Raw genomic sequence first — 20,920 nt, 5'->3', positions numbered from 1 at the left:
CGGCCGGATTGGGCGACATCCAGGTGAACCCCTGGAAACCGGCGGGCGAAGCCTGTCGCCATCGAACGTAATTCCGTCAACTCTCGTCCTAGGGTGACAGGCGCCCTGCCCGCCCACAGGCGGCTCAGGTAAAGGACATACGAGCCACACAGAGGTTTTGAGCGTGACCGAGACGGTCGTCAGCACCCGTAAGCCCCGGCCCGGTCCCGCCGTGCCGGCCGAACCCCCGGGCGCAACGACCGTCCCACGGCGCCGGGAGAAGTCCGCGGGGCGGCTGCGCGCCCTCGACGGCCTGCGGCTGGTGGCCGCGCTGATGGTCGCGGCCTACCACTACGGCGGGCGCGACGGCGAGGTCACCGAGGCCTGGGGTTCCTCGCCGAAGTTCCAGTTCCCCACGCTGCACGAGTTCCTCGCCTACGGCTGCCTCGGCGTCCAGGTCTTCTTCGTGATCAGCGGGTTCGTGATCTGCATGAGCGGCTGGGGCCGGCCGCTGAAGTCGTTCTTCGCCTCCCGCGCCTCCCGGCTGCTGCCCGCCTACTGGGTGGCGGTCCTGCTCGTCACGGCCGTCTTCGCGCTGCCCGTGGTCGCCTACCAGGCGGTCTCGCCCAGCGACGCGCTGGTGAACCTCACCATGCTGCAGATGCCGCTCGGCGTGGACCGGGTGCTCGGGGTGTGCTGGACGCTGTGGGCGGAGGTGCGCTTCTACGCCCTGTTCGCGCTGTGCGTCGTGCTGCCCGGGGCCACCCGGCGCCGGGTCGTCATGTTCTGCGCGGGCTGGACGCTGGCCGCCGTGATCGCCGACAACGCGCACATGCCGCTGCTCGACATCGTCCTGATGCCGGAGTACGCCCCGTTCTTCATCGGCGGTGTCGGCCTCTACCTCGTCCACCTCGACCGGCGGGACGTCTACGGCTGGGGCATCGTCGTCGTGAGCTGGCTGATCGGGCAGCACTACGCGGTGCAGGACCTGTGGCACGCGCCCGAGGCGGGCGGCTTCTCGTACCGCTCCTCGGTCGGCATCATGCTCGTCGTCACCTTCGGGTTCGTGGCGGTCACGGCGATCGCGCTGGGCTGGCTGCGCTGGGCGAACTGGCGCTGGCTGACGGTGGCGGGGGCGCTGACGTACCCGTTCTACCTGGTCCACGAGCACCTCGGCTGGGTGGTGATCCACGCCCTGCACCGCGGCCTGGGACTCCCCTCGGCGGTGACTTTCTGTCTGACGGTGGCGTCAATGCTGCTGCTGGCGCGGTTGCTGAACAAGTATGTGGAGAAGCCGATGACACCACGGCTGCGGGAGCTGCTGGCCAAGGCCCGCTGAGCTGTTCACGGGCCGTTCAACCCTTCGTCGGTTCGGGCAACGCTCACAGAGAAGGCTCGTCTCATGACCCACGCACAAGTGACCGACAAGCACCCCGGCGAACTCTCCGACGTCCCGGGCTGGTTCCCGCCCCTGGACCAGATGCTCTTCACCTGGTTCCTGGAGCGGCAGCAGAACCAGGGCACCCGCGGCGACCTGCTGGAGCTCGGCGTCTACATGGGCAAGAGCGCGATCCTGCTCGGTCACCACCTGCAGCCCGGCGAGACGTTCACGGTCTGCGACCTGTTCGAGGGCGACGCGCCGGACGGGGCCAACCAGGCGGAGGCCGCCAAGTCGTACTCCGCGCTGACCCGGCAGGCCTTCGAGCGGAACTACCTCTCCTTCCACGACACCCTGCCGACGGTGATCGCCGCCCCCAGCTCGGTGGTGTCCGAGCACGTGGCCCCGGGCACCTGCCGCTTCGTCCACATCGACGCCTCGCACCTGTACGAGCACGTGTACGGCGACATCGGCGCCGCCCACGACATCCTGCAGCCCGGGGGCGTGGTGGTGCTCGACGACTTCCGCTCCGAGCACACGCCGGGCGTCTCGGTCGCCGCCTGGGAGGCCGTCCTCAACCGGGGTCTGCGGCCGGTCTGCCTCAGCACGCAGAAGCTCTACGGCACCTGGGGCGACCCCGAGCCGCTCCAGGAGGAATTGCTGGAGATGCTGCGGCAGCGCACGGACGTCGGTCTGAGCGTGCAGGAGGCGGCCGGGCACCGGCTGATCCGGACCCGCTCCCGGGGCATGAAGCCGCCGCCCTTCCCGACCTCCCGGCACTACGTGGCGCCCGTGCCGGCCCCGGCTCCCCCCGCCGAGGTCACCGAGGCCCGGGCCGCGCGCCCGGCCCGGCCCGCCCCGTCCAGGGCCCGCCGGCTCGCCAGGGACCTGCTGCCGCCCGTCATCACCCGGGCCCTGCGGCGGGCGCGCGCGAGCCGGGCCTGAGGCGCCGGGGTGTCATGAGACGCCGTAGCGCGCCCCGATCCCCTCGATCACGAGGGTCAGCCCCTCCTCGAAGTGCCGGTCGTAGCCCTCGAAGATCTCCGCGCCCGCCTGGGCCGACAGGAGGAAGTCGGCCATCAGGCGGGCGCGTTCGTCCATGTCGTAGCCCTCGACATCTCCGTCGCCATCTCGTCGAGCAGCGCCTGCTTGTCCTCGAAGTGCCAGGAGAGGGCGGGCGCCTGCACGTCCAGCTCCCGCGCGATGGCGCGCAGGGTCAGGCCGTCCAGGCCCACCTCGTTCAGCAGCCGCAGCGCGGCGTCCGCGACCCGTCGGCGGTCACGAGCTCGCCAGCGACAGCTTCACCGCGAACCCCAGGAACAGCGCGCCCGCCGCCGAGGTGGCACCCGCGGACAGGCGCCTGCGCCGGCGGAAGGCCGCGGCCAGCCGGGTCCCGCCGAAGATCAGGGCGCTGAGGTAGAGCACGCTGGCGAGCTGGGCGAGGACGCCGAGGACGACGAAGGACAGGGCCGGGTAGGCGTACGCCGGGTCCACGAACTGCACGAAGAAGGCGACGAAGAACAGGATCGCCTTGGGGTTGAACAGGCTGACGACGAAGGCGCGCCGGAAGGGCCGCTCCCCGGCGGGCTCGGCGGACTCGTCACGGGCCGTCCGCTCCCCGCGCGTGCGCCACATGCCCCAGGCGGCCCGCAGCATGCCGATCGCCAGCCACGTCAGATAGCCGGCCCCGGCGTACTTCACGATGCCGAACAGCACGGCGTTGGCCTGCAGCAGCGAGGCGACCCCGGCCGCCGACAGCGTCATGAGCACCGTGTCCCCGCACCAGACGCCCGCGGCGGCGGTGTACCCGGCGCGCACACCACGGCGGGCGGCCACGGACAGCACGTACAGCGAGTTGGGACCGGGCAGCAGGATGATCAGGACGAGGCCCGCCAGGTAGGTGGGCAGATCGATGACACCGAACATGACAGGGAGTGTCGCACGAGGGCCCGGCGTCCCGACCCGGTGCTCCCCGCCCTTTTCCGGCCGGTCAGAAGGCGTCCGACGGCACGTAGGTGCCCCAGACCTCGCGCAGGGCGTTGCAGACCTCGCCGACGGTGGCGTGGGCGCGCAGGGCGTCCTTCATGGGAGGGAGGACGTTGTCGTCGCCTTCGGCGGCCTTCTTCAGGGCGCTCAGGGCGGTGTCGAGAGCCGGCTGGTCACGGCGGGCGCGCAGGGCGGCCAGGCGTTCGGCCTGGGCCGCCTCGATGGCCGGATCGACGCGCAGCGGCTCGTAGGGCTCCTCGGCGTCGAGCCGGAACCGGTTGACGCCGACCACGACCCGCTCCCCGGAGTCGGTCTCCTGCGCGATGCGGTAGGCGTTGCGCTCGATCTCGCCCTTCTGGAAACCCTGCTCGATGGCCGCCACCGCACCACCGAGGTCCTCGACCCTGCCCATCAGGTCCACGGCCGCGGCCTCGACGTCGTCCGTCAGCTTCTCCACGGCATAGGACCCGGCGAAGGGGTCGACCGTGGCGGTGACGTCGGTCTCGAAGGCCAGGACCTGCTGGGTGCGCAGCGCCAGCCGCGCGGAGGTGTCGGTGGGCAGCGCGATCGCCTCGTCGAAGGAGTTGGTGTGCAGCGACTGCGTGCCGCCCAGCACCGCGGCGAGCCCCTGCACCGCCACCCGCACCAGATTCACCTCCGGCTGCTGCGCCGTCAGCTGCACCCCCGCCGTCTGCGTGTGGAACCGCAGCATCAACGACTTCGGATTCCGCGCGCCGAACTCCTCACGCATCACCCGCGCCCAGATCCGCCGCGCGGCACGGAACTTGGCCACCTCCTCCAGCAGCGTGGTACGCGCGACGAAGAAGAACGACAGCCGCGGCGCGAAGTCGTCCACGTCCATCCCCGCAGCGACCGCGCTGCGCACGTACTCGATACCGTCGGCCAGCGTGAAAGCGATCTCCTGCACCGGCGAGGCACCCGCCTCGGCCATGTGATAGCCGGAGATCGAGATCGTGTTCCAGCGCGGCAGCTCCGCCCGGCAGTACCGGAAGATGTCCGCGGTCAGCCGCAGCGACGGCCTGGGCGGGAAGATGTAGGTGCCGCGGGCGATGTACTCCTTCAGCACGTCGTTCTGCACCGTGCCCGTCAACCGCTCCCCGCTCACCCCCTGCTCCTCCGCCACCAGCTGGTACAGAAGCAGCAGCACCGCCGCCGGGGCGTTGATCGTCATCGACGTGGACACCTGATCCAGCGGGATCCCGCCGAACAGCACCCGCATGTCCTCGACCGAGTCGATCGCCACCCCCACCTTGCCCACCTCGCCGTGCGCGAGCGGGGCATCGGAGTCATGACCCATCTGCGTCGGCAGGTCGAACGCCACCGACAGACCCGTCGTACCGTGCGCGATCAACCGCCGGTAACGGGCGTTGGACTCACCCGCCGTCCCGAAACCCGCGTACTGGCGCATCGTCCACGGCCGGCCCGTGTACATGGACGGGTACACACCCCGCGTGTACGGATACGCCCCCGGCTCCCCCAGCTTCTGAACCGGATCCCAGCCATCCAGAGCCCGCGGCCCGTAGACCGGCTCGATCGGCAGTCCCGACTCCGACTCACGCGCCATGGTGCGATGCCTCCCGGAAGCAGTGACCTCGCTCACCACCATGCCCTCTGGTTCGCGGCGGGTCACGTCCGGGGAACATCTCAGGTGACATCCGGGCGGGCCGGTGAGACGACGGGGGGCCGTGTGCGTACTACGGGCATGGGGAGAGCGACAGCGGCAGCGGTCGCCGTGCTGGCGGCGCTGACCGGCTGCACCGTGCAGAGCCCCGACGGCGACGGGAAGGGCCGTTCGCCGGTGCACATCGAGCTGCCCGGCGGCACACCGTCCCCCTCGCGCAGTCCCGCCGGGGGCACCGGGGGCGGCACCGCTCCGGACCCGCCCTCCGCCGGCACGCCCCGCACCGCGCCGCGCGTGCTGTGGTCGCGCGGCGCGACCGGCCGGGACGTCCGCGAGCTCCAGGCCCGGCTGCGGCAGGTCGCCTGGCTGCTGGAAGGGCCGACGGGGACCTACGACGGCGCGACGGAGCGGGCGGTCAGCGGCTTCCAGGGCAAGCGCGGCCTGCCGCGCACCGGGCGGACCGACACGGTCACCTGGGAGCGGCTGCTGCGGATGACCCGCGAGCCCGGCCGCTGGGACCTGTACCTGATGGGCGGCCAGCCGGCCGATCCGCCGGACCCGCGCTGCCGCAGCGGCCGGGTGCTGTGCATCGACAAGACGAGCAGGACGCTGCGCTGGATGATCGACGGACGGACCCTGTCGACGATGGCGGTCCGCTTCGGCTCGGAGTACACACCCACGCGGGAGGGCGTCTTCTCCGTCTACTGGAAGTCCCGCGACCACGTGTCGACGCTCTACGACTCCCCCATGCCCTACGCCATGTTCTTCAGCGGCGGCCAGGCCGTGCACTTCTCGCCGGACTTCGCCGCCCGGGGGTACGCGGGCGCCTCGCACGGCTGCGTCAACGTCCGGGACGAGGCGGCGATCGCGGGCCTGTACGCGCAGGTTCGCAACGGCGACAAGGTCGTCGTGTCCTGGTGAGGATCCGCGAGGGGAGAGGTGGGGCGCGGGCGGGACCGGGGGAACGTGTCCCGCCCGCGCTCAGGTGCACGAGCCGTGGGTACGGGGGGAACCCCGGCTCCGTGCGACGGCCGATGACCAGTCGGCTCACTCATTACTGCGCCTGGGCGGCCGAAAACGTCACACCCTTGGCCGGGAGATTTTCGAGGAGTACGAAACCGCAGGTCGCAGGGGGGTGAGGGAGCGCAGGGGACGGTCGGGGTCCGCGACGGCCCGGGCGTCACCCTTCTCCGCGGCCTGCTGAGCGGACGACCGGGCGGCGTGCTGTCCGGACTTGCCTGCGGAGTCGCTTCCGGGGTTGCTTCCGGACTTGTCTCCGGCGTTGCTTCCGGTCTTGTTCGGCTTCTCCTTGCCGCCCTGCCCGCCCTGCCCGCCCTGCCCGCCCTGCTCTTCCTGCTTGTTCTGGTTGCTCTGCTCGTCCTGCTTGCCGTACGTGCGGTCGTGCCCCTGGCCCCGGCCGCCGTCCCGGTTCCGCTGGTTGCCGTGGCCCTGCCCCAGCCCTTGCCCCTGCCCTTGCCCCTTGTCGTCGTCGGAGCGGGGATCGGCCTGGGCCAGGACGCCCTTGCAGTACTTCCACACGCGCGTGTCGCCCGCCGCGTCCCGCAGGGCGCGCTTGCGGTCGTCGTCCAGCCGCTTGCCCGCGCGCAGGTCGCGGCAGGCCTCGGTGATCTCCTCCTGGCTGCCGGAACGGCCCTCCCCGGAGCCGGGTTTCCCGCCCGCGTCCTCGCGGTCGCCGGTCCCGCCGGAGTCTCCGGTGCCGCCCGTCGCGGCACTGTTCGGGGCGTCGTCGCCGGAGGCCGCTCCGCCGCCCTGCCCGGGGCCGGCCGGCGAGGGCGGGACCAGAGGGCGCTCGGACGGAGTGACGGCGGCGGAGACGGAGGAGCCGGGGGCGGGCTCGTCGTCGAACGGCGTCCCGACTCCGGTTGCGGCGACCAGGGCGACTCCGCCCGCCGTGCCGATGACCACCGAGGCGGCCAGCGCGAGACCGGCGCGACGGCCCCGACGGGACCGCCGGACCCGGCCCGGGCGGCCGGCGGCCGCGGTTCCGATCCGGACCAGCCCGGCGTCGGCGGCCTCCGGGGCGGCCCGTCCGCCGGTGCCGGCGGACTCGGCGGCGGCGTCGGCGCGTGCCTCGCGGGCCTTGCGGAAAGCGGCTACCGCCGCGGCCTCACCGGGGAGTTCCTCGCTGGTCGGCGGGGGTGGCGCGGAGAGCGCGCCGAGCGTCCTGGCGAGCCGTTCGGCCTCGCCGCGATGGGCGTCGTCGACAGCTTCCGGTGGCTCTCCGCTCAGCAGACGCTCCGCCGTTTCGCGGTCCAGCCACCTGTACTGCTCGTCGGCCATCACACATCCTTCTGCGTCCGCGCAACGCTGTGCGTCACAGCTGCGGACGTCACCGCACCGCCACGCGGTTCTCGCTGGGGCGGCAGGGCGTCGAGCACCCCGGCCGATTCCGGATCGGCCTGAGGATTGTCGCCCAGCAGCTCGGCGAGCCGCTTCAGCCCCCGGTGCGCCGCCGTGCGGACCGCGCCCGGGCGCTTGCCGAGCGTCTCCGCGGCGGTCTTCGCGTCGAGCCCGACGACCACGCGCAGCACGACGGCCTCCGCCTGGTCCTGCGGCAGCCGGGAGATCAGGGAGAACGTGCCGTCGGTGGCGAGCGCCTCGATGGCCTCGCCGGCGGTGTCGGACTCGGCGGCACGGCCGGTCAGTTCCGTCTCGTCACCGCCGATGGCGGGCCGCCGCCCGCGCATGCGTATGTGGTCCAGCGCGCGGTTGCGGGCGATCCGGGCGGCCCAGCCGCGGAACCGGTCCGCGTCGCCGGTGAACCGCTCCAGGTCCCGGGCTATCTGCAGCCACGCCTCGGACGTCACGTCCTCGGCGTCGGGGTCGCCGACGAGTGTCCGTACGTATCCGAGCAACCGCGGGTGCACGGCGCGGTACACAGTACGGAACGCGGTCTCATCCCCGTCCTGTGCCGCACGCACCGCGGCGGTCAGCTCCGCGTCGTCCCCCAGCACCGCGTGCCCTTCTGCGCCTGAGCCGGCGCCGCTCTCGCGGCCCGGGTTCTCGCCGTCGTCGTTCCTCGTTGATCATTGCGGTTCACAAGCCCGCAGGTGGTTGCGGTGGTCTCGCTGCCCTGGATGTGGCGCGAAAGGCACGTTACGACCTGAAACCACTCCCCGTCCATGTCCCCCCGAGATGCAACTAAGCCGTGACACGGAGGGGTGTGACAGAAAACGCACACCGGACGCTGTAGGAAGTACGGGCCGCCGCGCGGCCCGTGCCGCGCGACGGCCGGGGCCTCTCCTGTGGGGGGTGGCGGCCCCGGCCGTTGCCATGGCGGGGGCGCGACGGCGGCCCGACCGCACGCGGCAGGCCCCTTCGGCGCAGCGGGACACCACCCCGGCGAAGCGGACCGGCGCATCGGCGCATCGGACCGGCGCATCGGCGAAACGGACGAGTGCGCCTGCGGAAGGTGTGAGCGCGCCTGCGAGAGGGGTGAGCGCACCGGCGAACCGCACGGGCGCCCGGCGCTGTGACGGTCCCGGGGTACAGAGCGCCGCGGATGCCGCCCGCCCCCGAACTCCCTTACGAGCGAGGGCCGTCAGGCCGGCCGGGCCGGCCCTGGGTTCCGGAGGAACCGCTGTCGGCGGCGCCCTCCTCACCGTTGCGGACCGCGCCCGAGCCGCTCTCGCCCGCGCCCGTTCCGCCCGCGCCCGCGCCCGCGCCCGTTCCACTCCCGCCCGTGCCCGTTCCGCTCTCCCCTGCGCCCGAGCCACCCTCCTGGGAGCCCGTGCCGCGGCCCTCGGCGCCCGGGCCGTTGCCCGTGTTCCCGGGCGCACCGGCGTTTCCGGAGCCGGGAGTCCCCTGGCCCTTGCCGGGCCCGGCCGTACCGCCGGAGCTCTCCTCGGCCCGGGTCAGTTGCTCGGCGCAGTACGCCGTGACCTTCGTCTCACCGCCCGCGGCCTCGACGAGGCGCTGCCAGGCCGTCGCGTCCAGGGCCCTGCCCCGGCCGCCGGCCTGTTCGTAGGCGCGGCAGTGCACCTCGGTGTCGCGGGCGGTGCCGGGGTGGCCCGGCTCCGCGGAGGAGCCGGCCGTGCCGTCGGCGGGGCCGTCGGCGGAGGGGCCGGTGGCGGGGGCGGAGGCCGGCGGGCGGCCCCGTTCGCCGGAGTCGTCCGGGGAGGACACCGAGCCGATCGCGGCCACGGCGACCCCGCCGAGCGTGAGACTGGCGAGCAGGACGGAGAGCGTGGCCTTCAGCGAACGTCCCGGAAGCCGCCACTCCCGGGACCGCCAGTCGTCCCGGCGGCGGGTGCGGGCCCGGTACGCCCCGGCGTCCCGGGCGGCCCGGAACGCGGCGACGGCCCGCTGCTCGGCCTCGGCGTCGATGCCGTCGCGGAGCAGGACGGCCGCGAGCAGCACCTCCAGCTCGGCCTCCCGCAGGACCGGGGAGGAGCCGGCGCGGTCCGGCCCGCCGGCTCCGGCCGCGCGGTGGTGGCCGGCCGGACCCGCGTCGCCGGCCGGGGCGGCCGGGCGGGTGTGCGCGGCGTCCGCGGGGTGCACCTGCCGACGGCCGGGATGCCCGCCGTCGCTTCGATGTTCACCCATGCCCGGTTCCGTCCCTGCTCGATCCACGCGTACCGCACGGCCCGCCGTGTGCCCACGACCCGGCCGACCGGCCCGGAGTTCCGGGCCCCATCCATACGTCTCGTCCGTCCGCCCTGTTCACGGCAGCGGATCCGGCGGCTCCGCCCGGCCCGCCGACGCCGTGCACGACGACGTTCATGTCGACTCCCCCAGCGTCCGGCGCGCCTCATCCGTCACACCCTCGCCGCCCAGCTGGGCGGCGAGACGTTTCAGCCCCCGGTACGCGGCGGTGCGCACCGCCCCCGGCCGCTTGCCCAGCACGCGCGCGGCGGCCGGGCCGTCGAGGCCCACCACGACCCGCAGCAGCACCGCCTCGGCCTGGTCCTGCGGCAGAGCGCCGACCAGCCGCAGGGCGTGCGCGGTGGACAGCGACTCCAGCGCCTGGTCGTGGGTGCTGTGCGGCCCGGGCAGGTCCAGGACGTCCTGTTCCAGCGCGGAGGACCGCGGCCGTACCCGCTGGCGGCGCAGGTGGTCCAGCGCCCGGTGCCGGGCGATGGTCGCCGTCCAGCCCCGGAAGCCGGCGCCGTCGCCCTTGAAGCGCCCGAGGTCCCGGGCGATCTCCAGCCAGGCGTCGGAGGCCACGTCCTCCGCGTCCTCTCCGACCAGACCGCGCAGATAGCCGAGCAGGCCCGGCTGCACGATCCGGTAGGCGACCGCGAACGCCGCCTCGTCACCGTCCTGGGCCCGCGCGACGGCCGCGCCCAGTTCCCCGTCGTGCGCCTGCCCGCGCCGGGGTTCCCCTCCCTGGCCCAAGAACCGTCCTCGTCCGTACCGAGCGCGGCGCGTCCTGCCACGTCCTCCACGTCGATCAGCGCCGGGCCGCGGAGAAGTGTCACAGCGGACCGGCCGTACCCCGCCACCGGCACACCCGGGCGAGGACCTGACCCGGGACGGTGCGGGCCGCGCCGACGCGGGCAACGCGATCCTCGTCAGGGGCACGGCGTCCGGACTGACCGGCTCCGGCTCGATCGGCGTCTCGCAGGACACCTCCGGCGTCCCGGGGTCCGCGGAGAGCGGCGACCGCCTCGGTTCGTCCGTGACGCCGGCCGGCCTGTACGGCTGCGGCCGGGCCGATCTCCTTCGGCGCCGACGGCGAGGACGGCGGCGACGGCGTGCTGCCGCACCTGCCGAGCGACGGCGGCGGTCTCGGCCACGCCGAGACTCCGTCGTCCTCGGCAGGACCGCGCTGGGCACGCCGACGGGCACGCGGCCGGGCAGCACCTGACGCCGTGACACCCCGCACAGCCGGTCGAGGGCAGGGGCTGCCCCGTGCGCCGCGCGCACGGGGCCCCGGCCGTCCTCCGTTCGCCGGATTTCTCCCGGCGGGCGAACGGAGTTCCCTGCAGGGGGGAATGACGCACAGGACAGCACGCCGCCCCGCAAGTGGACCTGAGACGAGCCCCCATGACACGCCTTCTGCTGCGCACCGCCGTCGCCACGGCCCTGGCCCTCGGCGCCCTCGGCCCGGCCGGCCCCGCCCTCGCCGCCCCCTCCTCCGACGGCGTGCACACCCTGCGGGTGCCGGACGGCGATCCGCACGAGCGGTCCCTCGCCCCGCGCACCACCGAGCCGTTCAGCCTGCTCGGCGTCACCTGGGACGATCCGCGCGCGCCCCTGGACGGCACCGCGTACGTGCGCACCCGCTCGCGCGAGAGCGGCGCGTGGAGCGCGTGGCGCCCCCTGGAGACCGATGTGCGGGCGCCCGAGACGGGCCCCGACCGCGCCCGGGCCGGAGTGCGCGGCGGCACCCAGCCGCTGTGGACCGGGCCGTCGGACGGCGTCCAGGTGCGGCTCTCGGGCGAACGGCTGCCCGAGGGCCTGCGCGTCGAACTGGTCGACCCCGACGCCGGACCGGAGGACGCCGTGCACGTGGTGGAACCGGGCGCGGCGGGACCGGGTGTCGTGCCCCCGGCCGCCGGACCGCTCGCCCCCGACCGCCCCGCTGTCACGGCGCGTTCGGCCTGGGGCGCCGACGAGTCCCTGGTGAAGGACCCGCCCACCTACACCGGCGACACCAAGGCGATGTTCGTCCACCACACGGCGGGCACCAACGACTACGACTGCTCCGAGTCGGCGTCGATCGTGCGCGGCGTGTTCCTGTACCACGTGAAGAGCAACGGCTGGAACGACATCGGCTACCACTTCCTGGTCGACAAGTGCGGCACCGTCTTCGAGGGCCGCGCGGGCGGCATCGACAAACCCGTGCTCGGCGCGCACGCCTACGGCTTCAACACCGACACCAGCAGCGTCTCGGTGCTCGGCGACTACTCCGCGACGACGGCGAACGCCACCATCCGGCAGTCCGTCGCCAAGGTCGCGGCGTGGAAGCTCGGCCTGTACGGCATCGACCCCACCGGCACGGTGGTGCTGACCGCCGGGGCGGACAACGGCAAGTACAAGCTGGGCGAGAAGGTCACGATGCACCGCATCTCCGGCCACCGCGACGGCTACCCGACCGAGTGCCCCGGCCAGAACCTCTACAACGACCTGCCCGAGATCCGCACCCTCGCCGGCAACGCCGGCAAGCCCGCCGAGCCCGCCCCCCAGGAGCCGGGGCCCTTCACGCCGGACGTGTCCGGGCGCTGAGGCTACGGCCGGGGCGTGCCGCTCGACGCGTCCCGGCACAGCAGCCGCAGCGAGCCGTGCCCGGCGTAGGCGCGGCGCGCCTCCTCGATCGGGTCCCACAGACGCCCGTCGGGCGTGCGGACCCAGTGGTCGCCGCCGCTCGCCCACCACTCGGCACCGGTCTGACGCGCCATCACCTCGCCCGCGTAGGCGCCGAAGCCGCGCAGCACCGTCTCGACGGCCGCGTAGGGCGCGCCTTCACGCCGTATCTCCTCGATCATCCGGTCGACACTCCACAGGCTCTGCGCCGAGTAGTCGAGGCGCAGCCGGGCTCCCTCGCGCATCGTCGCCACTGTGTCCGCCGCCCACCTCAGGGGCTTCGTCGCCGCCGACGGCCTGGTCTCCGCTTGAGTCGTCACATCCCCAAGAGCGCTCAACGGAAGCGTTTCGTCACCCGGATTCCGGCGGCTGCCCCGAAGCGGCGCAGGACCGCCCCACCGCGCCCAGGGGACGGTCACAGGACTCTCGCACGGTTCGGGGTTTGGCACCGGCCCGGTACCGCGGCGGCCCGGCCCGGTGTCGCGGCACGCCCGGCCCCGTTTCCGGGCCCCGGCACCCCGGCACCCCGGCACCCCGGCACCCCGGCACCCCGGCACCCGGGCGACCGGTTCCGTCTCAGCCTTGCTGCCGGTTCCGTTCAGCCCTGCCGCCGGCCCCGCCTCAGCCCTGCTGCCGGTTCCTCCGCGAGACCACCGCGCGCAGCACCCGCCGTCCCTCCGTCGACACCTCCAGCGCCCGGCGCAGCCCCGCCTGCCCGTGCCCGGCCAGCACCTCCAGGACGACGACCTGCCGGCGCAGCTCGGCGGCGACGAGGGGCGACATGCCCTCCGTCCGGCCCTCGCGGCGCACGGAGACCGAGGAGGCGTCGTCCTCGGAGGGGTCGAGGATGCGGTGGATCTGCAGGGAGGCGACGGAGCAGGCGTCGGCCCAGACGCGCACCTCGGCCGCGGACCGCTCGGCGGGAGCGGCCCGCAGCATCCGGTGGGCGAGCACGACCGCCTCGTCCCCGTCGCCGGCGGCGTCCAGCTTGGCCCGCACCTGCTCCAGCCGCTCACCCCACTCGGCGGCGCCCGCGCCGTCGGTGAGGCTCGCCCACAGCGGCCGCAGGGTCTCGTCGTCACCGCCCAGCAGGGGCACGCACCGATCCAAACAAGCCAACCCGCTCGCGGCCAGCCCGCGCTCGTCGGCCTGTGCGATCAACTCCACCAGGCTCATCCACGCCTCCCTCCGCGGGCCGTCTTTCGGGGCCCTGCCAGGCCGCTTCCAGCCCTCACCCCTCACGGAACCCGCACTTCCCCTTACTGCGTGCGACGGCCCCGGAGTGTCACAGGGGCACCACACCCAGCCTGTCGAGGAAGCGGAACAACAGGTTTTCGGCCAGGGGATCGGGGTCTGACGTGAGTACGTCCAGCAATGTCCCGGCGTTCACCTCGTGCCCGGCCTCGGCGGCCCAGCGCACCGCGCGCTCGGCGGCGTCGTTCGGTTCGAGGAAGTAGTCCTCCAGGGTGAGGCCCTCCCGGCCGGCCCCCAGGTAGCCGGCCATGGCCGCCCGGGCCAGGCAGGTCGTCCACGCCCCGCTCTCCGGCGCGGCCGCCTCCAGCACCACGCACTCGCTGTTCATGACGTACCCGAACAGCGCGGGCGCGCCGGTCTCCTCCGCGAGGGCGTTCATGTTCCCCACGTCGCCGTCGCCGCCCGGGTACTCCCAGACCTGCCATCCGTCCGGTGCCGAGGTGCGCCGCGTCATCCCGTCCGCCGCGCCCGCCAGCGCCGTCAGCTCCGCGAGCGGCCGCTCCCCCCGGCCGACGACGAAGTATCCCCAGTAGCCCATGTCCCGGTTCCCCCCGGCATATTCGATTCGACTCGCGCCAGAAGACCACCACAGCCGTACGGGCGTGCGCAGCCGTATGGGTCAATCCGAGCGGAGTCAGCCGAGCCTGTCCGCCAGCGTCCGGAACTCCGCCCAGGACAGTTCGGGCCTGTCCGGGTCCCACAGTTTCTGCACGGTCGCCCGCAGGGGCATCCGGATGCCGGCCGCGACCTGGTCCTGCGTCTGGGAGTTCGCCAGGTCGCACCAGACGGCGAAGGAGCCGCCGAGGATCTGCCCGTCGTAGCGCTCCGGGACGGCCTCGGTGCCGCGCAGCACGCGCGGCGTCCACTGCTCGTAGATCCGCTGTCCCGTGGGGTAGACGAAGGTCTGCGGCTCGCCGAGCACGTAGTACAGGAACTCGTCGTTGTAGTTGATCACCTTGCGGCCGGCCTGCAGGTACTCCAGGGGCGGCCGGGCGCCGATCTCCTTGCCGGTCCAGTAGGCGACCTGGATGTCCTTGTCGGCCTGGACGGACCCGCCGCGGAAGAAGCCGTCGTTCCACGCGCGCGGGACGCGCTGGTGCTTGCGGACGGTGGCGGCCCGGTCGTTCAGCCAGCCGGTGGTGAGGTCGGCGACCGTGGCGCCGGAGCCGTACTTCTCCCGCGCGGCGGCGGCCAGCTGCGGGAAGGACGCCTCCGGGTCGGAGCGGACCAGCGCCTGGTACTCGTCGGCGCCCAGGTGCCAGGGCCTGCCGGGGAAGAGACCGGCGTACTCGTTCAGCAGGTCGTCGACGATCTCGGCGCTCTCGGCCTTGGAGATGTCGATCGCGCCCTGCACGGCCGACCCCTGCGCGGTGCGCAGCTGCAGGTCGGGGTGGGCGTCCAGGACCGCGCCGAGGTGCCCGGGCGAGTCGATCTCGGGCACGACGGTGATGTGCCGGCTCTCCGCGAGGTCGACGATCTTCCGCACCTGCGCCTTGGTCAGGTGCTGCTCGGAGACGACCTCGGGGTGCGTGTCGGACTGGATCCGGAAGCCCTGGTCGTCGGAGAAGTGGAGCCCCAGCTCGTTGAACTTCAGGTCGCCCAGCTCGCGGATCCGGTCCTCGATCCAGCCGGCCGTGAAGTTCTTGCGCGCGATGTCCAGCATGAACCCGCGCCGCTCCTTGGCCGGCTCGTCGCGCACCACGCCCTCGGGGGCGGTGCCGCCGTCGTGGGTCTCCTGCTTGAGCGTGCGGGTGCCGTAGAAGACGCCGGCCTGGGCGGGCCCGCCGATCTCCACGCGCCCGTCACGCACGGTCATCACGTACGACTCCGGGTTCGCACCCTTCTTCGCCGCCAGCGACAGCCGCAGGTCCCCGTCCCGGGAGTCGTCCTTCTCCCCTGCGTACGTCAGCCCCAGCTCGCCGGCGATCAGCCGCCCCTCGTCGGCCAGCGCCGGGTCGTTCACGACCACACGGCCGCCGTCCTCAGGCTTCCAGCCCGGGCCGCGGGCGGGGGTGTGGTCACGCACGGCGGGGATCGTGCGGGGCGTCGCGGACAGGGCGTACGAGCGGCTGGGACTGGGGCGCGGGCCGGCGCCCGGCCCGGTGGTGGTGGGGGCCGCCGCGGCACCGCCCGGGGTGGATCTCGCCTCCGCCCCGGTGGACCCGCCGTCGCCGCCCGAGGCCGCCCAGAGCCCCAGACTCACCCCGGCCGCGACCACGACCAGGGCTACCGCCATGGCCACGACCAGCACCTGCCGCTGTTTCACCTGCTTCGCCGAAGCCCGGCGCCTGTGCTGACTCACACGGCCAACCTAAGACCCGGCGCGCTCCGGCGCGCGTCCACCACGCGTTCCGAAACTCTCTCCCCCGGGTGAAATTCGGGCATCCGTCGGACACGCCGCGGTCGTACTCGATAGCGTGACGTCACAACTCTCACAACATTGCCCTGCCGACACACGTGACGCCCACGAGGATCCACGCTGCCCGCGCACCGTCTCCCAGACCTCCCCGGCCGCCTGGCCATACCGGTGGAGCACTTCAACACAGCCCCCGCGAAGGACCTGGAGCAGACCCTCCTCAGCTGCCTGCGCAGCCCCCGCTGGTCCCGCCGCGTCGTCGATCACCGTCCTTACCCGGACCTGGACTCCCTGCTGGCCGCCGCCGACGAGGCGGCCTACGACCTGACCTGGGCCGACCTCACCGAAGCCCTGGCCGCCGAGCCGCTGCCCACGCTCCCCCCGGACACCTACGCAGCGGCCCACACGGCCCTGAACGCGGCCCACGCCGCCTACGAGGCGCGTTTCGGACACGCGTTCGTCATCTGTCTGGACGGTTTGTCCCCCTCCGAAGTGCTCGACCACCTGCTGGGGGCCATCCGGTCACGATTGGCGAACGATCCGGAGGAGGAGCGGGCGGTGACAGCGGAGGAACTCCGCCGCCTGGCGAGAGAACGGCTGGTCCACGCCCTGAGGGGCGCGGGGAACTGCGCGGCGGGCCACCACAGCGCCGCACCCGGTCGATAACCGGACACCCCACCCCAGAAGCCGCGGGGCTAGGCCGTACGCATGCCAGTTTGATCACACAGCCAGACCCCCGCTCAGCCCGGCGGCAGCGCCTCGCTACGATGCTGGGGGCCGGTGGACCGTACCCGGCCGGGCCCGACCGACAAGGAAAGCCGGCGCGGCCCCAATCACCGCTCCCGGAGGAAACTTCCGTGCCGGCTGGAACGCTGTACCGCGGCCGGGAAGGAATGTGGTCCTGGGTGGCTCACCGAGTCACCGGCGTCCTCATTTTCTTCTTCCTGTTCGTCCACGTGCTGGACACCGCTCTCGTGCGGGTGTCCCCCGAGGCCTACGACAAGGTCGTGGCCACGTACAAGACGCCGATCGTCGCGCTGCTGGAGTACGGCCTCGTCGCCGCCATCCTCTTCCACGCGCTCAACGGCCTGCGTGTCATCGCCGTCGACTTCTGGATCAAGGGCGCCCGCTACCAGAAGCAGATGCTCTGGACGGTCGTCGCCCTGTGGGTCGTGCTCATGCTCGGGGCGATCTACCCCGTCCTCGGCCACGCCGCTCGTGAACTGTTCGGGAGCTGACGCCAATGTCCACGACCGATAAGACCGCCGCCGGCGTCGGCCCCGTCGAGGGTGGCGCCGTCTACACCGTCGACAACCCGGCGCCCTTCATCGAGGCCCCCCGCAAGCGGACCAAGAAGACCCCGAAGAGCACCCGGGGCAACTTCGAGCTGGCCGCCTGGCTCTTCATGCGCCTGTCCGGCATCGTGCTGGTCGTGCTGGTCCTCGGCCACCTGCTGATCCAGCTCGTGCTGGACGGCGGCGTCTCCAAGATCGGCTTCGCCTTCGTGGCCGGCCGCTGGGCGTCCCCGTTCTGGCAGGTCTGGGACCTGCTGATGCTGTGGCTGGCGATGCTGCACGGCGCCAACGGCCTGCGCACGGTCATCAACGACTACGCGGAGCGCGCGAACACCCGGCTGTGGCTCAAGGGCCTGCTCTACACGGCCACGGTGTTCACCATCCTGCTGGGCACGCTGGTGATCTTCACCTTCGACCCGAACATCCGCTAGGCACGGGGCTGCGAGAATCATGAAGATCCACAAGTACGACACCGTCATCGTCGGCGCCGGTGGCGCGGGCATGCGCGCGGCCATCGAGTCCACCAAGCGCAGCCGCACCGCCGTGCTGACCAAGCTCTACCCCACCCGCTCCCACACGGGCGCCGCGCAGGGCGGCATGGCCGCCGCGCTGGCCAACGTGGAGGAGGACAACTGGGAGTGGCACACCTTCGACACGGTCAAGGGCGGTGACTACCTGGTCGACCAGGACGCCGCCGAGATCCTGGCGAAGGAGGCCATCGACTCCGTCCTCGACCTGGAGAAGATGGGCCTGCCGTTCAACCGCACGCCGAACGGCACCATCGACCAGCGCCGCTTCGGCGGTCACAGCCGCAACCACGGCGAGGCCCCGGTCCGCCGCTCCTGCTACGCGGCCGACCGCACCGGCCACATGATCCTCCAGACGCTGTATCAGAACTGCGTCAAGGAGGGCGTGGAGTTCTACAACGAGTTCTACGTCCTGGACCAGCTGATCACCGAGGTCGACGGCGTCAAGAAGTCGGCCGGCGTGGTCGCGTACGAGCTGGCCACCGGCGAGATCCACGTCTTCCACGCCAAGTCCGTGATCTACGCCTCCGGCGGCTGCGGCAAGTTCTTCAAGGTGACGTCCAACGCGCACACGCTGACCGGTGACGGCCAGGCCGCGGTGTACCGGCGGGGCATCCCGCTGGAGGACATGGAGTTCTTCCAGTTCCACCCGACCGGCATCTGGCGGATGGGCATCCTGCTGACGGAGGGCGCCCGCGGTGAGGGCGGCATCCTGCGCAACAAGGACGGCGAGCGCTTCATGGAGAAGTACGCGCCGGTCATGAAGGACCTCGCGTCCCGCGACGTGGTGTCCCGCTCCATCTACACGGAGATCCGCGAAGGCCGCGGCTGCGGCCCCGAGGGCGACCACGTCTACCTCGACCTCACGCACCTCCCGCCGGAGCAGCTGGACGCCAAGCTCCCGGACATCACCGAGTTCGCCCGCACGTACCTCGGCATCGAGCCCTACACGGACCCGATCCCGATCCAGCCCACCGCGCACTACGCGATGGGCGGCATCCCGACCAACGTCGAGGGCGAGGTCCTGGCGGACAACACCACCGTCGTCCCGGGCCTGTACGCGGCCGGCGAGGTCGCCTGCGTGTCCGTGCACGGCGCCAACCGCCTGGGCACCAACTCGCTGCTGGACATCAACGTCTTCGGCAAGCGCGCGGGCATCGCGGCCGCGGAGTACGCGCAGAAGGCGGAGTTCGTCGAGCTGCCGGAGAACCCGGCGGAACTCGTGCTGGAGCAGGTGGAGCGGCTGCGCAACTCCACCGGCGCCGAGCGGGTGTCGGTCCTGCGCCGCGAGCTGCAGGAGACCATGGACGCCAACGTCATGGTGTTCCGCACCGAGCAGACCATCAAGACGGCGGTCGAGAAGATCGCGGAGCTGCGCGAGCGCTACAAGAACGTGGCGATCCAGGACAAGGGCAAGCGGTTCAACACGGACCTGCTGGAGGCCATCGAGCTGGGCAACCTGCTCGACCTCGCCGAGGTCATGGCGGTCTCCGCGCTGGCCCGCAAGGAGTCCCGCGGCGGTCACTACCGCGAGGACTACCCGAACCGCGACGACGTCAACTTCATGCGGCACACCATGGCGTACCGCGAGGTCGGCGCCGACGGCTCCGAAACCGTCCGTCTCGACTACAAGCCGGTCGTCCAGACCCGCTACCAGCCGATGGAGCGTAAGTACTGATGGCTACCCCCGTTCTGGACAAGGAAGACGCGGCCGGCAAGCCCGAGCCCGGTTTCGCCGACTCCCCCTACATCACGGTCACCTTCCGGATCCGCCGCTTCAACCCCGAGGTCGCGGCGGACGCCACCTGGGAGGACTTCCAGGTCGAGATCGACCCCAAGGAGCGTGTCCTCGACGCCCTCCACAAGATCAAGTGGGAGCTCGACGGTTCGCTGACGTTCCGCCGCTCCTGTGCGCACGGCATCTGCGGCTCGGACGCCATGCGGATCAACGGCAAGAACCGCCTGGCCTGCAAGACGCTGATCAAGGACATCAACCCCGAGAAGCCGATCACGGTCGAGGCCATCAAGGGCCTGACGGTCCTGAAGGACCTCGTGGTCGACATGGAGCCGTTCTTCCAGGCGTACCGGGACGTCATGCCCTTCCTCATCACGAAGGACACGAACGAGCCCACGCGTGAGCGGCTGCAGTCCGCCGAGGACCGCGAGCGCTTCGACGACACCACGAAGTGCATCCTCTGCGCGGCCTGCACCACGTCCTGCCCGGTCTTCTGGAACGACGGCCAGTACTTCGGCCCGGCCGCCATCGTCAACGCGCACCGCTTCATCTTCGACTCGCGTGACGAGGCCGGCGAGCAGCGCCTGGAGATCCTCAACGACCGCGACGGCGTGTGGCGCTGCCGCACGACCTTCAACTGCACGGACGCCTGCCCGCGCGGTATCGAGGTCACGAAGGCGATCGCCGAGGTGAAGAGGGCGCTGATCACGCGCCGCTACTGAGCCCGACCGCTTGACCGAGAAGGCCCCGTCACCGCTGGTGACGGGGCCTTCTGGCATATGCCACACCATCGGGTGAACGAGTCCGGGACCGGACGCGCGGGGGGTGTCCGGCCTACGATGATGCTCTCGACACCAGTTCCCAGGAGGCACCTGATGTCCGCAGCTTCCGTCGAGCAGCCCTTCCACGACGAAGAGCCGGTCACCCTGACGACCATCGCCGACGAGATCATGGAGCGCCATCCGGGCTACCGCGTCGAGATCATCGGAGGTCATCTCCTCGTGACCCCGTCCCCTGACGGCGCCCATGCTCGCGCGCTGACCAAGCTCATGCGTCCCTTCATGGCAGCCGACCTGGATGGAGGTGAAACCGAGGTGCTTCAGGGTGTCGGTCTCTGGCTGCCCATGGAGCCGGAGGACTACGCCATCCCCGATCTTGCGGTCCTGGACGCCGACTTCGAGGACCATCACGTCGAGAACAACGCCTACGACGCGGTCTGCTTCCGCATGGTGCTGGAGGTCACCTCCAGCAATTGGAAGAACGACCTGAAGACGAAGGTGGCCGCCTACGCCGAGGCGAAAGTCCCGGTCTACGTCATCGTGGACCGCAAGCACCAGCGCCTCCACGTCCTGACCGACCCGGTGGGAAGCGGCTACGAGAACCACCGCCCGCACGCCCCCGGCGAACTCGTCACCCTCCCCGACTCCATCGGCGCGAAGGTGACCCTCGACGTGGCCGAGATCCTCAAGGCCGGGCAGCCGAGGACGAGCGACTGAGGC

General features: G+C 72.3%; 20 protein-coding genes and 1 pseudogene. 10 read left to right on the top strand and 11 right to left on the bottom strand.

Annotated elements, in window-relative coordinates; all coding sequences use genetic code 11:
• The first annotated feature begins 163 nt into the window (after positions 1-163).
• The gene (locus ACPXCS_RS22270; protein WP_425948319.1) at positions 164-1,318 is read left to right on the top strand and encodes an acyltransferase family protein; all 1,155 of its coding nucleotides are present in this window, start codon (positions 164-166) and stop codon (positions 1,316-1,318) included.
• Between the two features lie 63 nt (positions 1,319-1,381).
• Complete coding sequence (locus ACPXCS_RS22265; RefSeq protein ID WP_425948321.1) at positions 1,382-2,302, top strand: class I SAM-dependent methyltransferase; 921 nt, start codon at positions 1,382-1,384, stop codon at positions 2,300-2,302.
• 12 nt (positions 2,303-2,314) lie between these two features.
• Here ACPXCS_RS22265 and ACPXCS_RS22260 read toward each other — a convergent pair.
• From ACPXCS_RS22260 to ACPXCS_RS22250, 3 genes and pseudogenes are all read right to left on the bottom strand, one after another.
• Positions 2,315-2,610, bottom strand: a pseudogene (locus ACPXCS_RS22260) (TetR family transcriptional regulator).
• Between the two features lie 25 nt (positions 2,611-2,635).
• Entirely contained in the window at positions 2,636-3,283 is a 648-nt protein-coding gene (gene leuE, locus ACPXCS_RS22255; RefSeq protein ID WP_425948323.1) for a leucine efflux protein LeuE, read from the bottom strand.
• A gap of 64 nt (positions 3,284-3,347) precedes the next feature.
• Positions 3,348-4,928, bottom strand: a complete 1,581-nt coding sequence (locus ACPXCS_RS22250; protein WP_425948325.1) for an acyl-CoA mutase large subunit family protein — start codon at positions 4,926-4,928, stop codon at positions 3,348-3,350.
• A 138-nt stretch (positions 4,929-5,066) separates the two neighbouring features.
• On the opposite strand from ACPXCS_RS22250, the gene ACPXCS_RS22245 reads away from it, so the two are divergent.
• A complete protein-coding gene (locus ACPXCS_RS22245; protein WP_425948327.1) occupies positions 5,067-5,906 on the top strand; it encodes a L,D-transpeptidase family protein in 840 nt (279 codons plus the stop codon).
• A 159-nt stretch (positions 5,907-6,065) separates the two neighbouring features.
• On the opposite strand, the gene ACPXCS_RS22240 is transcribed toward ACPXCS_RS22245, so the two are convergent.
• The 4 genes from ACPXCS_RS22240 to ACPXCS_RS22225 all read right to left on the bottom strand — a co-directional run bounded on the left by ACPXCS_RS22240 (position 6,066) and on the right by ACPXCS_RS22225 (position 10,343).
• Positions 6,066-7,286 carry a hypothetical protein gene (locus ACPXCS_RS22240; RefSeq protein ID WP_425948329.1) on the bottom strand — a complete coding sequence of 407 codons (1,221 nt, stop codon included), beginning with the start codon at positions 7,284-7,286 and terminating at the stop codon, positions 6,066-6,068.
• Complete coding sequence (locus ACPXCS_RS22235) at positions 7,286-7,960, bottom strand: RNA polymerase sigma factor (RefSeq protein ID WP_425948331.1); 675 nt, start codon at positions 7,958-7,960, stop codon at positions 7,286-7,288. Before ACPXCS_RS22235 ends, ACPXCS_RS22240 begins: the two co-directional genes overlap by 1 nt.
• A 571-nt stretch (positions 7,961-8,531) precedes the next feature.
• Positions 8,532-9,551, bottom strand: coding sequence for a hypothetical protein (locus ACPXCS_RS22230; protein ID WP_425948333.1), 1,020 nt, complete (start codon positions 9,549-9,551; stop codon positions 8,532-8,534).
• Between the two features lie 174 nt (positions 9,552-9,725).
• The gene (locus ACPXCS_RS22225; protein WP_425948335.1) at positions 9,726-10,343 is read right to left on the bottom strand and encodes an RNA polymerase sigma factor; all 618 of its coding nucleotides are present in this window, start codon (positions 10,341-10,343) and stop codon (positions 9,726-9,728) included.
• A 651-nt stretch (positions 10,344-10,994) separates the two neighbouring features.
• On the opposite strand from ACPXCS_RS22225, the gene ACPXCS_RS22220 reads away from it, so the two are divergent.
• A complete protein-coding gene (locus ACPXCS_RS22220; protein ID WP_425948337.1) occupies positions 10,995-12,176 on the top strand; it encodes an N-acetylmuramoyl-L-alanine amidase in 1,182 nt (393 codons plus the stop codon).
• 2 nt (positions 12,177-12,178) lie between these two features.
• Here ACPXCS_RS22220 and ACPXCS_RS22215 read toward each other — a convergent pair whose 3' ends face one another.
• From ACPXCS_RS22215 to ACPXCS_RS22200, 4 genes are all read right to left on the bottom strand, one after another.
• Positions 12,179-12,574, bottom strand: a complete 396-nt coding sequence (locus ACPXCS_RS22215) for a hypothetical protein (protein WP_425948339.1) — start codon at positions 12,572-12,574, stop codon at positions 12,179-12,181.
• Positions 12,575-12,875: 301 nt separating this feature from the next.
• Positions 12,876-13,430: a hypothetical protein gene (locus ACPXCS_RS22210; protein ID WP_425948341.1), complete on the bottom strand. Its 555-nt coding sequence runs from the start codon at positions 13,428-13,430 to the stop codon at positions 12,876-12,878.
• A 109-nt stretch (positions 13,431-13,539) separates the two neighbouring features.
• Positions 13,540-14,046 carry a hypothetical protein gene (locus tag ACPXCS_RS22205; protein WP_425948343.1) on the bottom strand — a complete coding sequence of 169 codons (507 nt, stop codon included), beginning with the start codon at positions 14,044-14,046 and terminating at the stop codon, positions 13,540-13,542.
• Between the two features lie 96 nt (positions 14,047-14,142).
• Positions 14,143-15,744, bottom strand: coding sequence for a beta-N-acetylhexosaminidase (locus ACPXCS_RS22200; RefSeq protein WP_425948576.1), 1,602 nt, complete (start codon positions 15,742-15,744; stop codon positions 14,143-14,145).
• A gap of 291 nt (positions 15,745-16,035) precedes the next feature.
• On the opposite strand from ACPXCS_RS22200, the gene ACPXCS_RS22195 reads away from it, so the two are divergent.
• From ACPXCS_RS22195 to ACPXCS_RS22170, 6 genes are all read left to right on the top strand, one after another.
• Positions 16,036-16,530 carry a 2-oxo-4-hydroxy-4-carboxy-5-ureidoimidazoline decarboxylase gene (locus ACPXCS_RS22195; RefSeq protein WP_425948345.1) on the top strand — a complete coding sequence of 165 codons (495 nt, stop codon included), beginning with the start codon at positions 16,036-16,038 and terminating at the stop codon, positions 16,528-16,530.
• 191 nt (positions 16,531-16,721) lie between these two features.
• Positions 16,722-17,102 carry a succinate dehydrogenase, cytochrome b556 subunit gene (gene sdhC / locus ACPXCS_RS22190; RefSeq protein WP_037670267.1) on the top strand — a complete coding sequence of 127 codons (381 nt, stop codon included), beginning with the start codon at positions 16,722-16,724 and terminating at the stop codon, positions 17,100-17,102.
• A 5-nt stretch (positions 17,103-17,107) separates the two neighbouring features.
• On the top strand, positions 17,108-17,590 hold the full coding sequence (locus tag ACPXCS_RS22185; RefSeq protein WP_425948347.1) for a succinate dehydrogenase hydrophobic membrane anchor subunit: 483 nt from the start codon (positions 17,108-17,110) through the stop codon (positions 17,588-17,590).
• Positions 17,591-17,609: 19 nt separating this feature from the next.
• The gene (gene sdhA / locus ACPXCS_RS22180; RefSeq protein ID WP_425948348.1) at positions 17,610-19,364 is read left to right on the top strand and encodes a succinate dehydrogenase flavoprotein subunit; all 1,755 of its coding nucleotides are present in this window, start codon (positions 17,610-17,612) and stop codon (positions 19,362-19,364) included.
• Entirely contained in the window at positions 19,364-20,143 is a 780-nt protein-coding gene (locus ACPXCS_RS22175; protein ID WP_425948350.1) for a succinate dehydrogenase iron-sulfur subunit, read from the top strand. The genes sdhA and ACPXCS_RS22175 overlap by 1 nt, the downstream gene beginning before the upstream one ends.
• A gap of 153 nt (positions 20,144-20,296) precedes the next feature.
• Entirely contained in the window at positions 20,297-20,917 is a 621-nt protein-coding gene (locus ACPXCS_RS22170; protein ID WP_425948352.1) for a Uma2 family endonuclease, read from the top strand.
• The last annotated feature ends 3 nt before the right edge of the window (positions 20,918-20,920 follow it).

Origin of the sequence: Streptomyces sp. DT190 (assembly GCF_049846985.1) — a bacterium.
Classification (GTDB): domain Bacteria; phylum Actinomycetota; class Actinomycetes; order Streptomycetales; family Streptomycetaceae; genus Streptomyces.
The sequence above is the reverse complement of the archived record's forward strand: the minus strand, read 5'-3'. Positions and strand labels throughout refer to the sequence as shown.

Excerpts from the sequence above, each read along its gene's own strand:
- ACPXCS_RS22265 (WP_425948321.1), top strand. The coding sequence starts at position 1,382 with ATGACCCACGCACAAGTGACCGACAAGCACCCCGGCGAACTCTCCGAC.
- leuE (WP_425948323.1), bottom strand. The coding sequence starts at position 3,283 with ATGTTCGGTGTCATCGATCTGCCCACCTACCTGGCGGGCCTCGTCCTG.
- ACPXCS_RS22250 (WP_425948325.1), bottom strand. The coding sequence starts at position 4,928 with ATGGCGCGTGAGTCGGAGTCGGGACTGCCGATCGAGCCGGTCTACGGG.
- ACPXCS_RS22245 (WP_425948327.1), top strand. The coding sequence starts at position 5,067 with ATGGGGAGAGCGACAGCGGCAGCGGTCGCCGTGCTGGCGGCGCTGACC.
- ACPXCS_RS22240 (WP_425948329.1), bottom strand. The coding sequence starts at position 7,286 with ATGGCCGACGAGCAGTACAGGTGGCTGGACCGCGAAACGGCGGAGCGT.
- ACPXCS_RS22230 (WP_425948333.1), bottom strand. The coding sequence starts at position 9,551 with ATGGGTGAACATCGAAGCGACGGCGGGCATCCCGGCCGTCGGCAGGTG.
- ACPXCS_RS22220 (WP_425948337.1), top strand. The coding sequence starts at position 10,995 with ATGACACGCCTTCTGCTGCGCACCGCCGTCGCCACGGCCCTGGCCCTC.
- ACPXCS_RS22210 (WP_425948341.1), bottom strand. The coding sequence starts at position 13,430 with ATGAGCCTGGTGGAGTTGATCGCACAGGCCGACGAGCGCGGGCTGGCC.
- ACPXCS_RS22205 (WP_425948343.1), bottom strand. The coding sequence starts at position 14,046 with ATGGGCTACTGGGGATACTTCGTCGTCGGCCGGGGGGAGCGGCCGCTC.
- ACPXCS_RS22200 (WP_425948576.1), bottom strand. The coding sequence starts at position 15,744 with ATGGCGGTAGCCCTGGTCGTGGTCGCGGCCGGGGTGAGTCTGGGGCTC.
- ACPXCS_RS22185 (WP_425948347.1), top strand. The coding sequence starts at position 17,108 with ATGTCCACGACCGATAAGACCGCCGCCGGCGTCGGCCCCGTCGAGGGT.
- sdhA (WP_425948348.1), top strand. The coding sequence starts at position 17,610 with ATGAAGATCCACAAGTACGACACCGTCATCGTCGGCGCCGGTGGCGCG.
- ACPXCS_RS22175 (WP_425948350.1), top strand. The coding sequence starts at position 19,364 with ATGGCTACCCCCGTTCTGGACAAGGAAGACGCGGCCGGCAAGCCCGAG.
- ACPXCS_RS22170 (WP_425948352.1), top strand. The coding sequence starts at position 20,297 with ATGTCCGCAGCTTCCGTCGAGCAGCCCTTCCACGACGAAGAGCCGGTC.